General features: G+C 68.2%; 15 protein-coding genes and 1 other RNA gene. 12 read left to right on the top strand and 4 right to left on the bottom strand.

Annotated features, from left to right (window positions below):
* The first annotated feature begins 50 nt into the window (after positions 1-50).
* Both ffs and BW991_RS08010 read left to right on the top strand, forming a co-directional pair.
* Positions 51-149: signal recognition particle sRNA small type (gene ffs, locus BW991_RS08015), an RNA gene on the top strand.
* Between the two features lie 138 nt (positions 150-287).
* A complete protein-coding gene (locus BW991_RS08010) occupies positions 288-2,501 on the top strand; it encodes a patatin-like phospholipase family protein (RefSeq protein WP_076601561.1) in 2,214 nt (737 codons plus the stop codon).
* Between the two features lie 31 nt (positions 2,502-2,532).
* Here BW991_RS08010 and cfa read toward each other — a convergent pair whose 3' ends face one another.
* Entirely contained in the window at positions 2,533-3,711 is a 1,179-nt protein-coding gene (gene cfa / locus BW991_RS08005) for a cyclopropane fatty acyl phospholipid synthase (protein ID WP_084205006.1), read from the bottom strand.
* Positions 3,712-4,010: 299 nt separating this feature from the next.
* On the opposite strand from cfa, the gene dnaX reads away from it, so the two are divergent.
* The 8 genes from dnaX to BW991_RS07965 all read left to right on the top strand — a co-directional run bounded on the left by dnaX (position 4,011) and on the right by BW991_RS07965 (position 10,884).
* Complete coding sequence (gene dnaX / locus BW991_RS08000) at positions 4,011-5,948, top strand: DNA polymerase III subunit gamma/tau (protein WP_076601559.1); 1,938 nt, start codon at positions 4,011-4,013, stop codon at positions 5,946-5,948.
* Between the two features lie 25 nt (positions 5,949-5,973).
* Positions 5,974-6,297: a YbaB/EbfC family nucleoid-associated protein gene (locus BW991_RS07995; RefSeq protein WP_076601558.1), complete on the top strand. Its 324-nt coding sequence runs from the start codon at positions 5,974-5,976 to the stop codon at positions 6,295-6,297.
* Entirely contained in the window at positions 6,297-6,893 is a 597-nt protein-coding gene (gene recR, locus BW991_RS07990; protein ID WP_076601557.1) for a recombination mediator RecR, read from the top strand. Before BW991_RS07995 ends, recR begins: the two co-directional genes overlap by 1 nt.
* Positions 6,894-7,091: 198 nt before the next feature.
* Positions 7,092-7,685: a ubiquinol-cytochrome c reductase iron-sulfur subunit gene (gene petA, locus BW991_RS07985; RefSeq protein ID WP_076601556.1), complete on the top strand. Its 594-nt coding sequence runs from the start codon at positions 7,092-7,094 to the stop codon at positions 7,683-7,685.
* A gap of 3 nt (positions 7,686-7,688) precedes the next feature.
* Positions 7,689-8,957 (top strand): cytochrome b, encoded by a 1,269-nt coding sequence (locus BW991_RS07980; protein ID WP_076601555.1) that lies wholly within the window; start codon positions 7,689-7,691, stop codon positions 8,955-8,957.
* Positions 8,954-9,706 carry a cytochrome c1 gene (locus BW991_RS07975; RefSeq protein ID WP_076601554.1) on the top strand — a complete coding sequence of 251 codons (753 nt, stop codon included), beginning with the start codon at positions 8,954-8,956 and terminating at the stop codon, positions 9,704-9,706. The genes BW991_RS07980 and BW991_RS07975 overlap by 4 nt, the downstream gene beginning before the upstream one ends.
* 94 nt (positions 9,707-9,800) lie before the next feature.
* Entirely contained in the window at positions 9,801-10,400 is a 600-nt protein-coding gene (locus tag BW991_RS07970; protein WP_076601553.1) for a glutathione S-transferase N-terminal domain-containing protein, read from the top strand.
* A 43-nt stretch (positions 10,401-10,443) separates the two neighbouring features.
* Positions 10,444-10,884, top strand: coding sequence for a ClpXP protease specificity-enhancing factor (locus BW991_RS07965; RefSeq protein WP_076601552.1), 441 nt, complete (start codon positions 10,444-10,446; stop codon positions 10,882-10,884).
* Positions 10,885-10,890: 6 nt separating this feature from the next.
* Here the strand turns inward: BW991_RS07965 and BW991_RS07960 are convergent, their stop codons facing one another.
* Together BW991_RS07960 and BW991_RS07955 are read right to left on the bottom strand one after the other, a co-directional pair.
* Positions 10,891-12,087: a glycosyltransferase gene (locus BW991_RS07960; RefSeq protein WP_076601551.1), complete on the bottom strand. Its 1,197-nt coding sequence runs from the start codon at positions 12,085-12,087 to the stop codon at positions 10,891-10,893.
* A gap of 70 nt (positions 12,088-12,157) precedes the next feature.
* Positions 12,158-13,423: a D-amino acid dehydrogenase gene (locus tag BW991_RS07955; RefSeq protein WP_076601697.1), complete on the bottom strand. Its 1,266-nt coding sequence runs from the start codon at positions 13,421-13,423 to the stop codon at positions 12,158-12,160.
* A gap of 206 nt (positions 13,424-13,629) precedes the next feature.
* Between BW991_RS07955 and BW991_RS07950 the strand changes: the two genes are divergently transcribed.
* Positions 13,630-14,631 (top strand): class 1 fructose-bisphosphatase, encoded by a 1,002-nt coding sequence (locus tag BW991_RS07950; RefSeq protein WP_076601550.1) that lies wholly within the window; start codon positions 13,630-13,632, stop codon positions 14,629-14,631.
* A 521-nt stretch (positions 14,632-15,152) separates the two neighbouring features.
* Here BW991_RS07950 and BW991_RS07945 read toward each other — a convergent pair.
* A complete protein-coding gene (locus BW991_RS07945; RefSeq protein WP_076601549.1) occupies positions 15,153-15,632 on the bottom strand; it encodes a winged helix-turn-helix transcriptional regulator in 480 nt (159 codons plus the stop codon).
* 186 nt (positions 15,633-15,818) lie between these two features.
* On the opposite strand from BW991_RS07945, the gene putA reads away from it, so the two are divergent.
* Positions 15,819-19,478: a trifunctional transcriptional regulator/proline dehydrogenase/L-glutamate gamma-semialdehyde dehydrogenase gene (gene putA / locus BW991_RS07940; protein WP_076601548.1), complete on the top strand. Its 3,660-nt coding sequence runs from the start codon at positions 15,819-15,821 to the stop codon at positions 19,476-19,478.
* Positions 19,479-19,512: the final 34 nt, after the last annotated feature.

The following is a 19,512-nucleotide window of genomic DNA, read 5'->3' as shown; positions in this document are numbered from 1 at the left end:
CATCAAGGGGCGCGTGCAGCGGCGGCATAAGCTGCTACAATGCGCCCCGTGGCGGGTCTCCCCGCATTGCAGCGCGGTGAACCTGGTCAGGGCCGGAAGGCAGCAGCCACAGCCGTTCCCTGCAAGTGCCGGGGGTCGGGCTCGCCACCCTGATTCGCGAACGGGCGCTCCGGAAACGGGGCGCCCGTTTCATTTTGTGCCTCCTTGCGGGACTTCCGTTACGCACGCCCCGCGGTCTTGCGCTATCTTCGGTCCGTCCCCTCACTGAGCACTCACCGAGCACGCGCTTGAAACTGCGTCCCTTCGTCCTTTCCCTGCTGTGCCTGGCCGGCCTCGCCGCCGCGCCCGCGAGCGCCGAAACATCCGGGTCGCCGCCGCAGGGCGTCGCCCTCGTGCTGTCGGGCGGCGGCGCGCGCGGCATCGCCCACGTCGGCGTGCTGAAGGTGCTCGAGGACATGCGCATCCCGGTCGATTGCATCGTCGGCACCTCGATGGGCGCGATCGTCGGCGGCGCCTACGCAGCGGGGATGGAGCTGGGCGACATGGTGCGCGAGATCCACGCCGTCGACTGGGTGAACATGTTCTCCAGCAGCGTGCCGCGCGAGGACCAGCCCTTCCGCGACAAGCAGGACGCTGCGCGCAACCGCTCCGCGATCACGCTGGGCTACGGTGACGGTGCCCTGTTGCTGCCGCAGAGCGCGATCTCGGGCCAGGCGATGGACCGCTTCCTCACGCGGCTCGCCGGTGACGCCGAAGTGCTCGACACCTTCGACAGCCTCGCGCTGCCGTACCGCGCCGTCGCCACCGACCTCGAGACCGGCGAACTCGTGCTGCTCGACAAGGGGCCGCTGTGGCGCGCGATGCGCGCGAGCATGGCCGTGCCCGGCGTGTTCCTGCCGATCGAGAACGACAAGCGCCTGCTCGTCGACGGCGGTCTCGTCATGAACCTCCCGGTCGACATCGGCCGCGAGCTGTGCGGCGGGCGCGTCATCGCCGTGAACCTCGGCACGCCGCCGCACGCGCGCGAGCGCCTGCGTTCCGCGACCGACATCGCGCTGCAGGCGATCAACCTCGCCCTCGAACAGAACGTGCGCCAGCAGCTCGCGCGCCTGGGTCCGGACGACGCCCTGATCCAGGTCGAGCTGCCCGGCATCACCTCGCGCGACTTCGAGCGCGTGCTCGAGACCATCCCCTACGGCACCGAGGCCGCGCTGCGCCAGTCCGCCTCGCTCGCGCGCTTCAGCGTCGACGAGGACAGCTACGCGAAGTGGCAGACACTGCGCCAGTTCCGCTGGCACAAGCGCGCCCCCGTCGTCGCCGACATCAAGGTCGAAGGCCTCAAGTTCGTGCCCGAACGCCTGTTCGGCGCCACGCTCACGCAGAAGACCGGCGAAGCGCTCGACCCCCAGAAGCTCGAGCAGGACATCGCCCGCATCTACGAGCGCGGCGACTTCGACCGCCTGCGCTACAGCGTGTTGCACGACGGGCCGCGCGCCACGGTGCAGCTCGATGCCGACGAAAAGGCTTCGGGGCCCAACCTGCTGCGCTTCGGCGGCGGCCTCGCGGCCGACTTCGAAGGCGGCTCCCAGGTCGGCCTCTACGCCGGCTTCTCGCGCCGCTGGCTCAACACCCGCGGCGGGCGCTGGGACACCGACCTGCAGCTCGGCACCACGAACCGCATCCGCAGCGAGCTGTTCCAGCCGCTCGACCTCGACAGCGGCTGGTTCGTCGCGCCGTCCGTCGAGCTCTTCAACCGAGTGCTGCCGGTCTTCGTCGATGGGCGCAAGCTGTCCGAGAACAAGGAGAAGGGCGGCCTGATCGGCCTCGACGCCGGCTACGAGGTCGGCATGTGGGGCGAACTGCGTGCCGGCTGGCGGCGCGGCCGACGCAGTTCGGAAGTCACCGCCGGTCCGGAGCTCTACCCCGAACGCCTCATCGAGGACGGCTGGGTGCATGGCACCGCCACCATCGACCGCCTCGACAGCCCCTTCTTCCCGCGCCGCGGCTACGCCGCCCGGCTGCGCGCGGAGCTGCACTCGCCGATCTTCGGCGCCGACCAGCGCTACTTCTTCACCGAGCTCGACGGCGACGCCGCGACCTCCTTCGGCCCCAACGTGTGGCGCATGCGTGCGCTGCTCGCCGGCAGCCCCGACCGCGACCTGCCCGAAGTCGGCCGCACGCTGCTGGGCGGCCCCTTCCGCCTGTCCGGCTACCGTTACGGCGAACTCGCCGCCGACCAGGTGGCGCTCGTGAGCGCCGCCTACTACCGCCAGATCACCCGCCTGCCCGACACGCTCGGGCGCGGCGTGTACGCCGGCGCGACCGCCGAGTGGGCCGAACTGCGCAACTACGGCACCTCGCTCACGCCCGATCCCGGCCGGCATCGCGCGTATTCGCTGTTCCTCGGCGCGGATACCGCCATCGGTCCGATCTACGTCGGCGCGAGCTACTCGCCCGAAGTCGGCGACGTGCGCTACTACCTGCAGCTCGGGCAGCCGTGAGACATCCCGGCGGCCCGTCCGCACGGCCGGCTCAGGACGGCCGCCGGTAGCCGCCCGGCACGCCGTCGGGCGACAGCACGATCTGCCACACCTGCAGATCGCGTGCCCGGAAGGCGCCCGCGCACACCCGCAGATAATAGGACCACATGCGGTGGAAGCGCTCGCCGTAGCGGTCTGCGAAGCGCGGCCACGCGGCTTCGAAGCGCCGATCCCAGGCCATCAGCGTGCGGTCGTAGTCGGCGCCGAAGTTATGCACATCCTCGATGACGAAAAGGTGTTCGACCGCCCGCGCGATCTGCCTCAACGCGGGCAGGTCGCCGTTGGGGAAAATGTAGCGGTCGATCCACGGATCGGTGTGCGCGGAGGGGGAGTTGTTGCCTATCGTGTGCAGCAGGAAGAGTCCGCCGGGCCGCAGGCAGCGGCGCACGACCTCGAAGTAGGTGCGCAGGTTGCGGCGGCCGACGTGTTCGAACATGCCGAGGCTGGCGATGCGGTCGAAAGGCTCGTCGATGTCGCGGAAGTCCATCAGGCGGACCTCCACCGGCAACCCGGTGCAGCGCGCGCGAGCGTGATCGGCCTGCGCCTTCGAGATCGTCAGTCCCACGCAGCGCGCACCGTAGCGTTCGGCCGCGAACTTCATCAGGCTGCCCCAGCCGCAGCCGATGTCGAGCAGGCGCATCCCGGGCTGCAGGCCGAGCTTGCGGCACACGAGGTCGAGCTTCGCCGTCTGCGCCGCCGCCAGATCGTCCGCATCGGCCCAGTAGCCGCAGGTGTAGGCCATGCTGGCGTCGAGCATCGCCTCGAAGAAGTCATTGCCGAGATCGTAATGCACCTCGCCGACGCACTTTGCCCGGCGCGGATTCTGCAGATTCACGAGATGCGTGCGCAGCGCGTGCCACAGGAACTTCGGCGAACGCACCTTGCGGTCGAGGCGGGCGCGAATGATGCGGTGGATCATCTCGTCGACCGCCGGGGCGTCCCAGTCCCCGTCCATGTAGCTCTCACCCAGTCCCAGGCTGCCGTGCAGCAGGATGCGGTCGGCGGCCTCGGGCCGGTGCAGGCGCATGTCCCACGGGCGCTCCCCGCCGAGGCGGACGTCGGCCTCCCGCAGCAGTTCGGCCAGCAGTTCCATGCCGCCGGTGCCGGAGGTCCGCTGCGACGTCCCCGTGTCCAGGGGCCAGTGCGGTTGATTCCGATATCCTTCAGCCATATGTCGGTCCTCCTCGCCGGCATGCCGGTGCTGCGGTGCGCCCTCCCGGGCGGAGGCTTCCTGCTCACATGCCTCGACCTACAAAGGATAGATCACGTTCGCGCAGGCGCCACGCGCGCCCCGCGCCCGGAGCAGCCCGTCCTCGATCACCATCGCCGCGTCGCCGGTGGGCGCTGCAGGCACCGGCCGGGAATTTCGATCGCAGCATTCGGATCCGGCGCGGAGCACGATTGTTGCGATGTATCGACCGCCGCAATCGTCCCGGGAGCGCGGCCGGCGCTCTGTTAGAATTCCGCGCCATGAGCTATCAAGTTCTCGCCCGCAAGTGGCGGCCGAAATCCTTTGCGACACTGGTCGGCCAGGAGCATGTCGTCCGCGCGCTCAGCCATGCGCTCGCGACCGGCCGGCTGCATCACGCCTGGCTGTTCACCGGCACGCGCGGCGTCGGCAAGACGACGATCTCGCGCATCCTCGCCAAGGCGCTGAACTGCGAGACCGGCGTCACGCCCGAGCCCTGCAACCAGTGCGCCGCCTGCCAGGCGATCGACGCCGACCGCTTCCCCGACTATGTCGAGATGGACGCGGCGTCGAACCGCGGCGTCGAGGACATGGCCGCGTTGCTCGACAAGGCCGTGTACGCGCCGGTGCAGGGCCGCTACAAGGTCTACATGATCGACGAAGTGCACATGCTCACCGGGCATGCCTTCAACGCGATGCTGAAGACCCTCGAAGAGCCGCCCGAGCACGTCAAGTTCATCCTCGCGACCACCGACCCGCAGAAGATCCCGGTCACGGTGCTGTCGCGCTGCCTGCAGTTCAACCTCAAGCAGATGCCGCCGGGCCACATCGTCGAGCATCTGTCGCGCATCCTCGCGGCCGAGGCCATCCCCTGCGAGACCCCGGCGCTGCGCCACCTCGCCAAGGCCGCCAACGGCTCGATGCGCGACGCGCTGTCGCTGCTCGACCAGGCCATCGCCCACGGCTCGGGCAAGATCGAGGAAGAACAGGTCACCCACATGCTCGGCACGGTCGGCGACGACCACCTGTATGCCGTGCTCGACGCGCTCGCTGCAGCCGACGTCGCGGCGCTGCTGGCGGTCGCCGACCGCATGGAAGCGCGCAGCCTCTCGTTCGACGCCGCGCTGCAGGCCCTTGCATCCCTGCTGCATCGCGTCGCCCTGGCGCAGTTCGCCCCCGCCGCGATTGCCGACGAGGCCGAGCGCCAGCGCGTGTCGCCCTACACAGAGCTCTTCGACGCCGAATTCCTCCAGCTCGCTTACCAGATCGCGATCCACGGCCGCGACGAGCTGCCGCTGGCGCCGGACGACTACGCCGGCTTCACGATGACGCTGCTGCGCCTGCACGCGTTCCGCCCCGACCAGCCGCCGGCCCTCGGCAGCCCCGCAGCCGCCGGCGGGGGAGGGGGCGTCGCACGCAGCCTGCCGCCCGCGGCCCCGCGACCTGCAGCCGCTCCGCGCCCCGCTCCCGGCAACGCAAGCGCCCAGCCCGCCCAGCCCGCTGCCGCGGCCCCGACAGCGGCCGTCACGCCTGCGACTTCCGCTGTGCCGGCGTCCGTGCCGGAGCCGCCAGCCCGCGCCCCGGCGGCCGAACCCGTGCAACGCCCGGCCCCGGCCGCGCCAAGCGCCGCGGCGGAAGCCCGTCCGGAGCCCTCCAACTCGGTGCCGCCGTGGGAGGATCTTCCCCCCGAAGCCTTTGCCGGCCAGAGCGCCGAACCGGCCGCGCTACGGTCCGAGCCCCCGGGCGAGGCCGCGCCGCCTCCGGCCGCGGCACGACCTGCGCCGGCTGCGCCCGCGTCCGGCGGTGACGGCGACGGCGACGCTGCAGCGGACTTCGCCGCAGGCAACTGGCACGGCCTCATCCGTCGTCTCGGACTCGGCGGCCTCGTGCGCGAATTCGCCCAGCACTGCGAGTGGCTGGGCTTCGCCGACGGCGTGATCGACCTGCGCCTGTCGAACGCCCACCGCCATCTCCTCGACATGAACCCGGGCGTGGTCGAGCGCATCCAGGACCAGCTCGCATCCCTGTACGGGGCGCCGCTGCGGCTGCGGACCGCCGTCGGCGCGATCGAGGGCGAGACGCCCGCGCAACGCGACGAGGCCGACCGCCGTGCGCGCCATGCCGAGGCGGTCGCGGCCCTCGAAAGCGATCCTTTCGTGCGCGAACTGATCGAACGATTCGACGCAACCCTCGTGGAAGCGTCGGTGAAGCCTCTTTGAATCCCCAATTGCGGAGAATCGCACCATGATGAAAGGCGGAATCGCCGGCCTGATGAAGCAGGCCCAGCAGATGCAGGAAAACATGAAGAAGATGCAGGACCAGCTCGCCCTCGTCGAAGTCGAGGGCCAGGCGGGGGCCGGCATGGTGAAGATCCTCATGACCTGCAAGCATGACGTTCGCCGCGTAACGATCGATCCCTCGGTCATGGACGACAAGGAAATGCTGGAGGACCTCGTCGCCGCCGCGATGAACGACGCCGTGCGCCGCGCCGAGACGACCACGCAGGAGAAGATGGCGGGCTTCACGGCCGGCCTCAACCTGCCGCCCGGGATGAAGCTCCCGTTCTGATGAGCTCCCCCTCGAGTCTCGACGAACTGATCGAAGCCCTGCGCGCGCTGCCCAGCGTCGGCCCGAAGTCGGCGCAGCGCATGGCCTACCATCTGCTGCAGCGCGACCAGCGCGGCGCCGGCCGGCTCGCGCGGGCGCTCGCGCACGCGCTCGAAGTGCTGCGCCACTGCGAGCGCTGCAACACCTTCTCCGAGACCGACATCTGCCAGCGCTGCGCCAATCCGCAGCGCGACCACTCGCTGCTGTGCGTGGTCGAGATGCCGGCAGACCTCGCGATGATGGAGCAGACCCAGCTCTACAACGGCCTTTACTACGTCCTCATGGGGCGCCTGTCGCCGCTCGACGGCATCGGCCCGCGCGAGCTGCGCCTCGACAAGCTCCTCGCGCGTGCCTCGGACGGCGCGGTGAAGGAAGTCATCCTCGCGACCAATTTCACCAACGAAGGCGAAGCCACCGCCCATGTCATCGCCGAGCTCCTCGCCGCGCGCGGCGTCAGGGTCAGCCGCCTGTCGCGCGGCGTGCCCGTCGGCGGCGAGCTCGAGCACACCGATTCGGGCACGATCGCGCAGGCCCTGGTCGAGCGACGCGCGTTGTAACGAGGAGCGCTGCTGCGCTGCGGAAGCTGCACTGCAGCATCCGCCTCGCATCGATTCCGCCCAGCGGCGCGGGAATGCGCTTGAGCGTGATGCCAGTGGCATGCTTTCGGCATGCCCTCTTTTTATGTATCAGGCTTTTTGCTAAAATCCCGCAGTTTTTTTGTATCCGGAAACGGGTTTCTTTTCAGGGATGAGGTCATGAGCGTGGATCAGAAGATGGACAGTGGCCGTCGGCAACTGCTTGTCGCGACGTCGGCCGCCGGTGGGGTGGCTGCGGTTGCGACGGCTGTGCCGTTCGTTGCCAGCCTGACGCCGTCCGAGCGTGCCAAGGCTGCAGGTGCGCCGGTCGAGGCGGACATCAGCAAGCTGGCGCCGGGCGAGATGATGACGGTGGAGTGGCGCGGCAAACCCGTGTGGATTCTGCGTCGGACCCCGGAAATGCTGTCGTCGCTGGAAAAGACCGATGCGGTGGTCAGCGATCCGGAATCCGGCAAGGAAATGCAGCCCGAGTACGCCAAGAACAAGCACCGCTCGATCAAGCCCGAGTACCTCATCGCTGTCGGCATCTGCACCCACCTCGGCTGCTCGCCCAGCGACAAGTTCAAGGTCGGTGCCGAGAGCGGCATGGGCGAGGAGTGGCACGGCGGCTTCCTGTGTCCCTGTCATGGCTCGAAATTCGACCTTTCCGGGCGCGTGTACAAGAGCATGCCGGCGCCGGACAACCTCGAGGTGCCGCCGCACAAGTACCTCTCCGATACCACGATCCTCATCGGTGACGACTCAAAGGCTTAAGCGATGACTACGAAATCCCAAGAGCTGCTCAACTGGATCGACGATCGGTTTCCGCTGACGTCGACCTGGAAGGCGCACCTGTCCGAGTACTACGCGCCCAAGAACTTCAACTTCTGGTACTTCTTCGGCTCGCTGGCCCTGCTCGTGCTGGTGATCCAGATCCTGACCGGCATCTTCCTGGTCATGCACTACAAGCCCGACGCCTCGCTCAACGCCTCCGGCATCCCGGTCGCGTTCGCCAGTGTCGAGTACATCATGCGCGAAGTCCCGGGCGGCTGGCTGATCCGCTACCTGCACTCGACCGGCGCCTCGGCCTTCTTCATCGTCGTGTATCTGCACATGTTCCGCGGCCTGCTCTACGGTTCCTACCGCAAGCCGCGCGAACTGATCTGGATCTTCGGCACCCTGATCTTCCTCGCGCTGATGGCCGAAGCCTTCATGGGCTACCTGCTGCCGTGGGGCCAGATGTCGTTCTGGGGCGCCCAGGTCATCGTGAACCTGTTCTCGGCGATCCCGGTGATCGGTCCGGACCTGTCGGTCGTCATCCGCGGCGACTTCGTCGTGTCCGACGCCACGCTGAACCGCTTCTTCTCCTTCCACGTCATCGCAGTGCCGCTGGTGCTGATCGGCCTGGTGCTCGCGCACATCGTCGCGCTGCACGAAGTCGGCTCGAACAACCCCGACGGCGTCGAGATCAAGAAGAAGAAGGACGCCAACGGCATCCCGCTGGACGGCATCCCCTTCCACCCGTACTACACGGTGAAGGACATCGTCGGCGTGGTCGGCTTCCTGATCTTCTTCACGGCGATCGTGTTCTTCGCTCCGGAAGGCGGCGGCTACTTCCTCGAGTACAACAACTTCATCCCCGCCGACCCGCTGAAGACCCCGCCGCACATCGCTCCGGTGTGGTACTTCACCCCCTTCTACTCGATCCTGCGTGCGGTGACCTACCCGCTGTTCGGCATCGACGCGAAGTTCTGGGGCGTGGTCGCGATGGGTGCAGCGGTGGTCATCATCGCCTTCCTGCCGTGGCTCGACCGCAGCCCGGTGAAGTCGATCCGCTACAAGGGCGGCCTGTTCAAGGGCGTCCTCGCAGTGTTCGTCGTCTCCTTCTTCATCCTCGGCTACCTCGGCGTTCTGCCGCCGACCCCGGGTCGTACCTTGGTCGCGCAGATCTGCTCGGTGATCTATTTCGCCTTCTTCCTGGCGATGCCGTGGTACAGCAAACTCGACCAGTGCAAACCCGAACCGGATAGGGTGACTTTCAAATGACTATTAGCGTAATCAAGACCCTGAAGCGCCTGGCCGCTGCTGCGCTGTTTGCGCCGACGCTGGCGCTGGCCGCCGGTGCCGTGCTGCATCTGGACAAGGCGCCGGTGAGCAAGGACCAGGCCTCGCTGCAGGCGGGTGCCAAGACCTTCGTCAACTACTGCATGAACTGCCACAGCGCGAGCTTCGTCCGCTACAACACGCTGACGCAGATCGGCCTGACGGAGCAGGAGATCCGCGACAACCTGATGTTCACGGGCGAGCGCATCGGCGATCTGATGAAGGTCTCGGCCAGCACGAAGGAGCAGAAGGCCTGGTTCGGTGCGACCCCGCCCGACCTGACCCTGATCGCGCGCCAGCGCGCGTCGGAGTTCGGCAGCGGCGCCGACTGGCTGTACACCTACCTGCGCCAGTTCTATCGTGACCCGAACCGCCCGACGGGCTGGAACAACAAGGTCTTCGAAAACGTCGGCATGCCGCACGTGCTGTGGGAGCTGCAGGGCGAGCAGATCGCCAAGGTCAGCGAGCATGACGGCGTGAAGTCGATCGAGCTGGAACTCGCCAAGCCCGGCAAGCTGTCTGCGCAGGAATACGACAAGACCGTCGCCGACCTCGTCTCCTTCCTCGTGTGGATGGGCGAGCCCGTCGCCGAGAAGCGCAAGACCATCGGCGTCGTCGTGCTGATCTTCCTGGCCGGCCTGTTCGCACTGACTTTCGCGCTCAAGAAGAACTACTGGAAGGACATTCATTGAGCGTCGGCGCGAACTGATTCGGCGCCTTGAAGTCTGACGCACCACGCGAACCCCGCGTGGTGCGCTTTGTTTTTGTATCGGGAGCTGTAACACCATGATGAACCTGTATTCCGGCACCACCGATCCGTTCAGCCATCGCTGCCGGATCGTGCTGTTCGAAAAGGGGATGGACTTCGAGGTCATCGACGTCGATCTCTACAACAAACCGGAAGATATTGCCGTCATCAATCCGTACAACCGGGTGCCGGTGCTGGTGGATCGCGACCTCGTCCTGTACGAGTCCAACATCATCAACGAATACATCGACGAGCGCTTCCCGCATCCGCAGCTGATGCCGCCCGACCCGATCATGCGTGCCCGCGCACGACAGCTGCTGCACACCTTCGAACACGAGCTGTTCTCGCACATCGACACGCTCGAGAAGAACCAGAAGGCCACGGTGGAGAAGAGCCGCGCGCACGTTCGCGATCAGCTCGTCCAGCTCGCGCCGATCTTCACCAAGCAGAAATTCATGCTCGGCGACGAATTCTCGATGCTCGACGTCGCGATCGCGCCCTTGCTGTGGCGTCTCGAGCACTACGGTATCGAACTGCCGAAGGCCGCCGCGAACCTCATGAAGTACGCCGAGCGCATTTTCAGCCGCCAGGGCTTCATCGACGCCCTGACGCCGTCCGAAAAGGTAATGCGTCGTTGACGCGCAGGCGGCCCCGCGCGTCGGGGCCCCACGGATCGAATCCATGAGCAAGGTATCCACAAAACCCTACCTGGTGCGCGCCATCTACGACTGGTGCCTCGACCAGGGCTTCACGCCCTACATCGCGGTTGCGGTCGATGAGCGCACGGTCGTTCCGCCCGGCTACGCGCGCGACGGTCAGATCGTGCTCAACCTGGCGCCGGATGCGACCAACCATCTGGTGATGGGTAACGACCTGATCACTTTCCAGGCACGCTTCGGCGGTGTCGCGCATGCGCTGTCCCTGCCGGTGTCCAACGTGCTCGCGATCTATGCGCGCGAGAACGGGCACGGCATGGCGTTCGAGCCGGAGCTGGCGGGCGCTGAATCGCAGCCCGAGGAAGACGTGTCGGTAGAAGGCGGTCCGGACGACGGCGAAGGGCCTGACACTCCGTCGGGCGCCGGCCGGAGCGCGGCCCGCAATCACCTGAAGGTCGTGAAGTAAGCAGGATCAGGACAGCAGGGCAGCCGGCGCGTCGCCGGTCTGCGCTGCTGCCTCCGCATACTGTCGGTACAGGCGTGCGAGCTGAGCCGCCGTCTCGTAGGCGCTCCAGCGCCGCGCGTATTCGCGCGCCTCGTTCCCCATGCGTTCCAGACGGACCCTGTCGTCGAGCAGTTCGGCGACCACGGCCGCGAAGCCCGATGCGTGGCCCGGTGCGATGCGGCAGCCGCTCTGCGGGCCGAGGATGTCGCGCGTACCCATGGCCGCGATCGCGACCACGGGGGTGCCCAGGGCCATCGCTTCGAGCAGCACCAGCCCCTGCGTCTCCGTGCGCGAGGCGAACACGAACAGGTCCGCGGCCCGATAGCAGTCGTGGAGCTCGGTGTCGCGGTCAAGGTAGCCGAGGAAGCACACATGCCGTTCGAGCTGCCGCCGCCGCGCTTCCGCGCGTAACGCACCGACCGCGGGACCTGCGCCGGTAATCAGCAGCAGCGCCGAAGGATGAGACCGGCGCAGTTCGTCGATCATCCGGATCAGCAGGGCGATGTTCTTTTCGTGCGCGACGCGGCCGACGTACAGCAGAACGCTCCGTTCAGGGGCGATGCCGTGGCGTTGGCGGAAGGCCGCGCCATCGCCGCCGACGAACTGCACCGCGGGCAGCCCGGTCGGCAGGATCGCGCGCGGCCGCGTGACGCCGTACGCGCAGAGAACCCCGTCCATCGCGGTCGACGGCACGACCACCGCGTCCATGTCGTTGCACTGGCTGCGCGTGACCTGGCGGGCGGCTGCGCGCAGCACGCCGCGCGGCAGGAAGCGCACGTAGTGGAAGAGGTATTCCTCGAAGAAGGTGTGACAGGTCGCCATGCAGGGCAGGCCGAGTTCGCGTGCCAGAGCATGCCCCGCATAGTGGGCGACGAAGGGCGTGTGGATGTGCACGAGGTCGTAGTTGCGTGCGCGCAGGCGCGGGGCCAGCGCGCGGATCGCGCCCGTGCGCATGATGCGGTCCTCGGGGTCGAGCGGCAGGTAGCGCGACGGGATGCGCAGGATGTCGAGTTCGGGGTCGTCGACGGGGGCGCCTGGGTATGCGGGGGCGATCAGGGTGCTGGTCACGCCGTGTGCTGCCAGGGCTTGGCGGAAGGTCTGGATCGACGTGCTCACGCCGTTGATGCGCGGGAAATACACGTCGGAAATCATCAGGATGTTCATGGGCCGGGTCCGGTGAGCCAGACCCACAATGTAGGCCCTGCGCATGACGGCTTCGTTGCGGCCGGAGGGGTCAGCGCTGGCCGTCGAGGAAGGGAAAATGCTCGACCGGCGGACGACGGCCGGAGATGAGGTCGGTGAGTGCGCTCGCCGAACCGCATGCGAGGGTCCAGCCCAGCGTGCCGTGGCCGGTGTTGTACCACAGGCCGGGAATGCGGCTGCGTCCGATCAGCGGGATGTTGCCGGGTGTGGCGGGGCGCAGGCCGGTCCAGCGCTCCGCCCGGGTGAGGTCGACGGCACCGGGAAAGCGTGCCTCGACCCAGTCGAGAATCGCCTGGCAGCGTGCCGCGTTGATGTTGGTGTCGAAGCCGTTGAGCTCTGCCGTGCCCGCCACGCGCAGGCGGTCGCCGAGGCGCGAGCAGACGATGCGGCGCGATTCGTCGGTGAGGCTGACGCTGGGCGCGCGCGCGGGATCGATGACGGGCGCGGTGATCGAGTAGCCCTTGACCGGGTAGATCGGCAACTTCTCGCCCAGCGGGGCGACGAGGGCGCGGCCGTAGCTGCCGAGGCAGACGACGTAGGCGTCGGCGGTCAGCGCGCCCGCGCGGCCCTGCGCGTCGCGCACTTCGACCGCGTCGATGCGGCCGCGCGTGCATGACAGGCCGGTGATCGTGGTGTCGTAGTGGAAACGCACGCCCGCGTCGGCGGCGAGGCGCGCGAGCTCCTGGGTGAAGCGGCACGCGTCGCCGGATTCGTCTCCGGGCGCGTACAGCCCGCCGGCGAGCTGGGTGCGGGCCGAAGCCAGGGCGGGTTCGAGCGCCACGCATTCGTCGGCTTCGCACGCGCGCGCGACGATGCCGTAGGCGGCAAGTTCGGCGACGCGCCCGCGGGCATGCGCGAATTCCTCCGGCGTGAAGAAGAGGTGCAGGATGCCGCGCTCGAGGTGATCGTAAGCGAGCCCGGTTTCCGCTCGCAGCGCCCGCAGTTTCTGGCCGCTATGCACGGCGAGATTGGCGATCGCCGCAGTGTTGCGCCGCGTGCGCCCGGGCAGGCATTCGCGCAGGAAGGCGAGGGCCCAGCGCCACTGGGCGCTGTCGGCATGCGGACGGAACAGCAGCGGCGCGTCCTCGCGGCCGAGCCAGCGCAGCGCCGTGAGCGGCGCGCCGGGATTGGCCCACGGTTCCGGGTGGCTGATGGAGATCTGGCCGCCGTTGGCGCGGCTGGTTTCGAGCGCCGCTTGGGGCTCGCGATCGACGACGCTGACTTCGAATCCGGCTCTGGCGAGATACCAGGCCGTCGTGACGCCGGTGACGCCGGCGCCGAGAACCAGAACGTGCATAGTGAGTGATCGGGTGTTGCGGTCGCCGGACCGGCCGTCGCCGCCGGTGCGCGGGGAAACCCGCGGAATGGCGATCATAACCCCTTCGCCGGGCGGCCGGTGCGCGGATCTTGATGCGTTCGGCCGCGGTACGCGGGATAATCCGCATTTTTCAGCTTGCACCACTATCTGCATCCGGCCCGGCCGGATCCACAAGGAGTCATTTCATGCGACGCGTCACGCTAACCCAGTTCCTGATCGAGCAGCAGCGCGCGGGCCGGACCACGCCCGAGCTGCGCCTGCTGATCGAGGTCGTCGCCCGCGCCGTGAAGGCGATCAGCGTCAATGTTTCCAAGGGCGCGCTGGCCGGCGTGTTGGGCGAGGCCGGCACCGACAACGTGCAGGGCGAGGCCCAGAAGAAGCTGGACGTGATCGCGAACGAGATCCTGCTGCAGGCGAACGAGTGGGGCGGCCATCTCGCGGCGATGGCGTCGGAGGAGGTGGAGGAGGTGCATCAGATCCCCTTCGATTATCCGAAGGGCGGCTTCCTGCTGCTGTTCGATCCGCTCGACGGTTCGTCGAACATCGACGTGAACATCTCGGTCGGCACGATCTTCTCGGTGCTGCGCAATCCGGAGGGCGACGGCGAGCCGACGGAGCAGAACTTCCTGCAGCCGGGCCGTGATCAGGTCGCCGCCGGTTATGCGCTGTACGGTCCGTCGACGCAGCTGATCCTGACCGTCGGCGATGGCGTGCATGGTTTCACGCTGGACCGCGAGATGGGCAGCTTCATCTACACGCATCCCTTCATGACCGTGCCGAACGAGACGCAGGAGTTCGCGATCAACGCGTCGAACGCGCGCTATTGGGAGCCGCCCGTGCAGCGTTACATCGCCGAACTGCAGGCCGGCAAGTCCGGGCCGCGCGGCAAGGACTTCAACATGCGCTGGGTCGCCTCGATGGTTGCGGACGTGCATCGCATCCTGACGCGCGGCGGCATCTTCATGTATCCGCTGGACGAGAAGTGCCGCGACAAGGGCGGCAAGCTGCGCCTGATGTACGAAGCAAATCCGATGGCGATGATCATCGAGCAGGCGGGCGGCGCGGCCACGACGGGGCGCGAGCGCATCATGGATCTGCAGCCGACCAAGCTGCACCAGCGCGTGCCGGTGGTGCTGGGCTCGGCGGCGGAAGTCGAGCGCGTGACGAAGTACCATCTGGAAAGTTGAGTTTGGCGCCCCGTTCCGGGGCGCCCCGCCCGCGCGCGGTCCGGGGGCGGCTCCGGGCAGGCGCTCGTGGCCTTCGGCTTCCCGTCGCGGCGTGCGTTGCGGGAGCGGCGACGCAAACTCGCCGGCTGCGCCGGCTCAGACATGCGTCGCCTTCACCTCCCGCAACGCACGCCGCGACGGCACTCGCGGACAGCCCGGAGCCGCCCCCGGCCCGCGCACGGGCGGAAATTCGGACCATCCCATCGGCCTCGATATTCGCCCGGCCGTTCACACGCCAGGCGGTTCGGCGTCCTCTGCCGGGCTGTCCGTGAGCGCCGGTACGAAACAGTCTGCGGGGGAAACAAGGCGACGCATGTCTGAGGGCGCAACGCGCCCGAGTTTGCGTCGCCGCCCCCGCAGGCTGTTTCGTACCGGGAAGCCGAAGGCCGCGAGCGCCTGCCCGGCAGAGGACACCGGACCGCGGGGTGGTTCACGCAGGCACGGACCTAGCCTTCGACCAGGGCGGATTGGCCCGAATCTCCTCACCCCGACCGTCGTCCCTCGCCGGTCCGTATCTCTATCGTCTTCTCGTCCTTCACTACTTCCATCACCACATAGGTGTGCGTCTGCTTGACGCACGGCAGCTCCGAGATTTTCTCGCCCAGCACGCTGCGATAGGTCTGGATGTCGCGTGTGCGCACCGTCAGCAGGTAGTCGAAGTCGCCGGCGATCATCTGGCAGGTCTGGATCTCGGGGATGCGCTGCACGGCCTCGTTGAACAGCTTCAGTTCGTGCGCGGTCGTGCCGCTCAGCAGCACCTGCACGATCACGACGTGCGCGCGGTCCATCGCGACGGGGTCGAGATCCGCGTGGTAGCCGCGGATGACGCCGCCTTCCTCCAGCTTGCGCACCCGCTCGGCGCACGGCGTCTTGCTCAGGCCGACCCGGCGCGCGAGCTCGACGTATGACAGGCGGGCATCCCTCTGGAGTTCGGCGAGAATCTTGAGATCGATGCGGTCCATTCCGTTTGCCTGCAGGCTATTCGTCTGAAAAATGTGAAATATGCAGGAATTATGGCTTATTGGGAGCGAATTTTAGAGCCATAAACTAGGATGTTGGGTGAAGAATCGGGTTTTCGACGGGCGGGTAAGCCCGTTCGGGCCGGCGGCTGGAGACCCCGCCGGGAATCCTTTGCGGAGTTATTCCTCATGAGCACCCAGAACAATCCTGACCTCCTCGCCGCCATCCCTGCCGAAGCGCGTCCGGAACTGCGCCGCCATATCTTCGACGCCTACCGCAGCCCCGAGCCGCAATGCGTGCCGCCGCTCGTCGAGGCCGCGCGCGTCGACGCGGTCATGCAGCGGCGCATCCATGACCTCGCGCGCCAACTCGTCGTCGGCCTGCGCTCGAAGCGCGCCCGTTCGAGCGGCGTCGATGCGCTGATGAAGGAATTCTCGCTGTCGAGCCAGGAAGGCGTCGCGCTGATGTGCCTGGCCGAGGCGCTGCTGCGCGTGCCCGACAAGGCCACGGCCGACCGTCTGATCCGCGACAAGCTGTCGCGCGGCGACTGGCGTGCCCACCTCGGCCAGAGTCCGTCGCTGTTCGTGAATGCGGCGACCTGGGGGCTGCTGATCACCGGGCGGCTGGTCGCGACGCGCAGCGAGGAGGGGCTCGCGAGTGCGCTGTCCAAGCTGCTGACGCGCGGCGGCGAACCGCTGATCCGCAAGGGCATGGACCTGGCGATGCGCCTGCTGGGCGAGCAGTTCGTGACCGGACGCACGATCGAGGAAGCGCTGGAGCGCGGCGCAGAGCGCGAGACGCGCGGCTACCGCTATTCCTTCGACATGCTCGGCGAGGCGGCGATGACCGCGGCCGATGCGCAGCGCTACTACGACGACTACGAGCACGCGATCCACGCGATCGGCAACGGCTCCGCCAAGCGCGGCGTGGTCGACGGCAACGGCATCTCGGTGAAGCTCTCGGCGCTGCATCCGCGCTACAACTGGGCGCAGCGCGAGCGCGTGCTGGACGAACTGCTGCCGAAACTCAAGCAGCTGTGCGAACTGGCGCGCGGTTACGACATCGGCCTCAACATCGACGCCGAGGAGGCTGACCGGCTGGACATCTCGCTGGACCTGCTCGAAGCGCTGGTCGAGGACAAGGACCTCGCCGGCTGGGAAGGCATCGGCTTCGTCGTGCAGGCCTACCAGAAGCGTGCCCCCCTAGTGATCGACTGGATCGTCGATCTGGCGCGGCGCAATCAGCGCCGCCTGATGGTGCGCCTCGTGAAAGGCGCCTATTGGGACGCCGAGATCAAGCGTGCGCAGATCGACGGCCTGGAGGGCTATCCGGTGTATACGCGCAAGGTCTACACCGACGTGTGCTACCTCGCGTGTGCGAAGCGGCTGCTGGCCGCGCGCGATGTGATCTATCCGCAGTTCGCGACCCACAACGCGCACTCGATGGCATCCATCATGCACATGGCAGAGGGTGACTACCGCAACGGCGAGTACGAGTTCCAGTGCCTGCACGGCATGGGCGAGCCGCTGTACGACCAGATCGTCGGCGACCCGGCGCTGCGCCGCATGGTGCGCATCTACGCGCCGGTGGGCAGCCACGAGACGCTGCTTGCCTACCTCGTCCGTCGCCTGCTCGAGAATGGCGCCAACACCAGCTTCGTGAATCTGATCGTGGACGAGAACGTGCCGGTCGAGGAACTCGTGCGCGACCCGGTCGCGCTCGCCGAGCCGCTCGCCGGCTCGCCGCATCCGCGCATCCCGCTGCCCAAGGATCTGTACGGCCAGGGGCGGCGCAATTCGCAGGGCTTCGACCTGTCGAGCGAGCCCGTGCGTTCCGCGATCGCCGCCGCACTGGCGCACAGCCGCCGGCAGCGCCATTCGGCCGGGCCGATGGTGGCCGGTCTCGTCATCGAAGGGTCGCCGCAGCCGGTGCGCAATCCCGCCGATCTCGAGGATGTCGTCGGGGAAGTCATCGAAGCCGATCTGGCCGAAGTCGAGGCGGCGCTGCGTGCCGCCGAGGCGGCCGCGCACGACTGGGCGGCGCGTCTGCCGGTGCAGCGTGCCGAGTGCCTCGAACGCACCGCGGATCTCCTCGAACGCGACGGGGCGGCGCTGATTGCGCTGGCGGTGCGCGAAGCCGGCAAGTCGTGGTCGAACGCGATCGCCGAACTGCGCGAGGCGGTGGACTTCTGCCGCTACTACGCGCAGCAGGCGCGCGAACTGGACAACGCCCAGCACCTGCCGCTGGGCCCGGTGCTGTGCATCAGCCCGTGGAACTTCCCGCTGGCGATCTTCGCCGGGCAGGTTGCCGCGGCGCTCGGCGCCGGCAACCCGGTGCTGGCGAAGCCGGCCGAGCAGACGCCGCTGATCGCCGCGTGGGCGGTGCGCCTGTTCCGCGAGGCGGGCGTCCCGGATGCGGTCGTGCAGCTGCTGCCCGGCCGTGGCGAGGTTGTCGGGGCGGCGCTGGTGCGCGATGCGCGCGTGCGCGGGGTGATGTTCACCGGTTCGACCGAGGTCGCGATGATCATCAACCGCACGCTCGCCGCGCGCGGCGGCGACGTGCCGCTGATCGCCGAGACCGGCGGCCAGAACGCGATGATCGTCGATTCGACGGCGTTGCCCGAGCAGGTCGTCGGCGACGTGATCGCGTCGAGCTTCGATTCGGCCGGCCAGCGCTGTTCGGCGCTGCGCGTGCTGTGCCTGCAGGAGGACATCGCCGACCGCGTGATCGAGATGATCGAGGGCGCCACGCGCGAGCTGACGGTCGGCAACACCGCCGACGTGCGTGCGGACATCGGCCCGGTGATCGACGCCGAGGCGCAGGCCGGGCTGCTCGCGCACATCGCGGCGATGCGCAAGGACGGCGCGAAGGTGTTCCAGCTGCCGCTGCCCGGGGCGTGCGCGAAGGGCACCTTCGTGCCGCCGACGATGATCGAGATCCGTTCGCTGTCGCAGTTGAAACGCGAGGTCTTCGGCCCGGTGCTGCACGTGCTGCGCTTCCCGGCGCACGAGCTGATGCGCGTCGTCGACGAGGTGAACGCGACCGGCTATGGCCTGACGCTGGGCATCCATTCGCGCATCGACGAGACCATCAACGACGTCGTCGCGCGTGCCCATGTCGGCAACATCTACGTCAATCGCAACATGATCGGCGCGGTCGTCGGCGTGCAGCCCTTCGGCGGCGAAGGCCGCTCGGGCACGGGGCCGAAGGCGGGCGGGCCGCTGTACCTGCATCGCCTGTTGCGCCGTAGCCCGGGCGCGGAGTTCGTGACGGCGGCCGCGGTGCCCGAGCTCTTCGAGCGCTTCGCCGCGTGGGTGGACGAGGCGGGACGCGCGCTCGTCGAGGGCGACGACACGATGGCGCTGCGCCTGCGCGCCGAGGCCTACCGCCGCCATCATCTCGCGCATCTGCGGCTCGCGCTGCCCGGACCGACCGGCGAGGACAACAGCCTGAGCTTCAGGCCGCGCGGTACGGTCGCGGCGGTGGCGGGGTCGATGGCGGGCTACTTCCACCAGCTGATGGCGGCGCTCGCGACCGGCAACAGCCTCGTGTTGGGCGACGATGCGCTCGCGCGCAAGTTCCTCGCGGCACTGCCGGCCGAGATCGCCCGCTGCGTGCGCATCGACGCGCAGTGGTTCGACGGCGAGTTCGGGGCGCTGCTGTTCGAGGGCGAGGAGGGGGCCGCGGACGAATGGCGCGTGCGCCTCGCGCGCCGCGACGGCCCGATCCTGCCGCTGGTGCGTCCGCAACCCGAGTACGACCTCGGCCGGCTGGTGGCCGAGCGCACGTTGAGCATCAACACTGCGGCGGCCGGCGGCAATGCGAGCCTGATGGCGATGGGCAACTGAGCGTAACGGCGCCCGTTCGGGACGCCGTTGCGTG

The sequence above is a fragment of the Aromatoleum tolulyticum genome (assembly GCF_900156155.1).
Classification (GTDB): Bacteria; Pseudomonadota; Gammaproteobacteria; order Burkholderiales; family Rhodocyclaceae; genus Aromatoleum; species Aromatoleum tolulyticum.
This window is presented reverse-complemented; position numbering and strand designations above follow the sequence as displayed.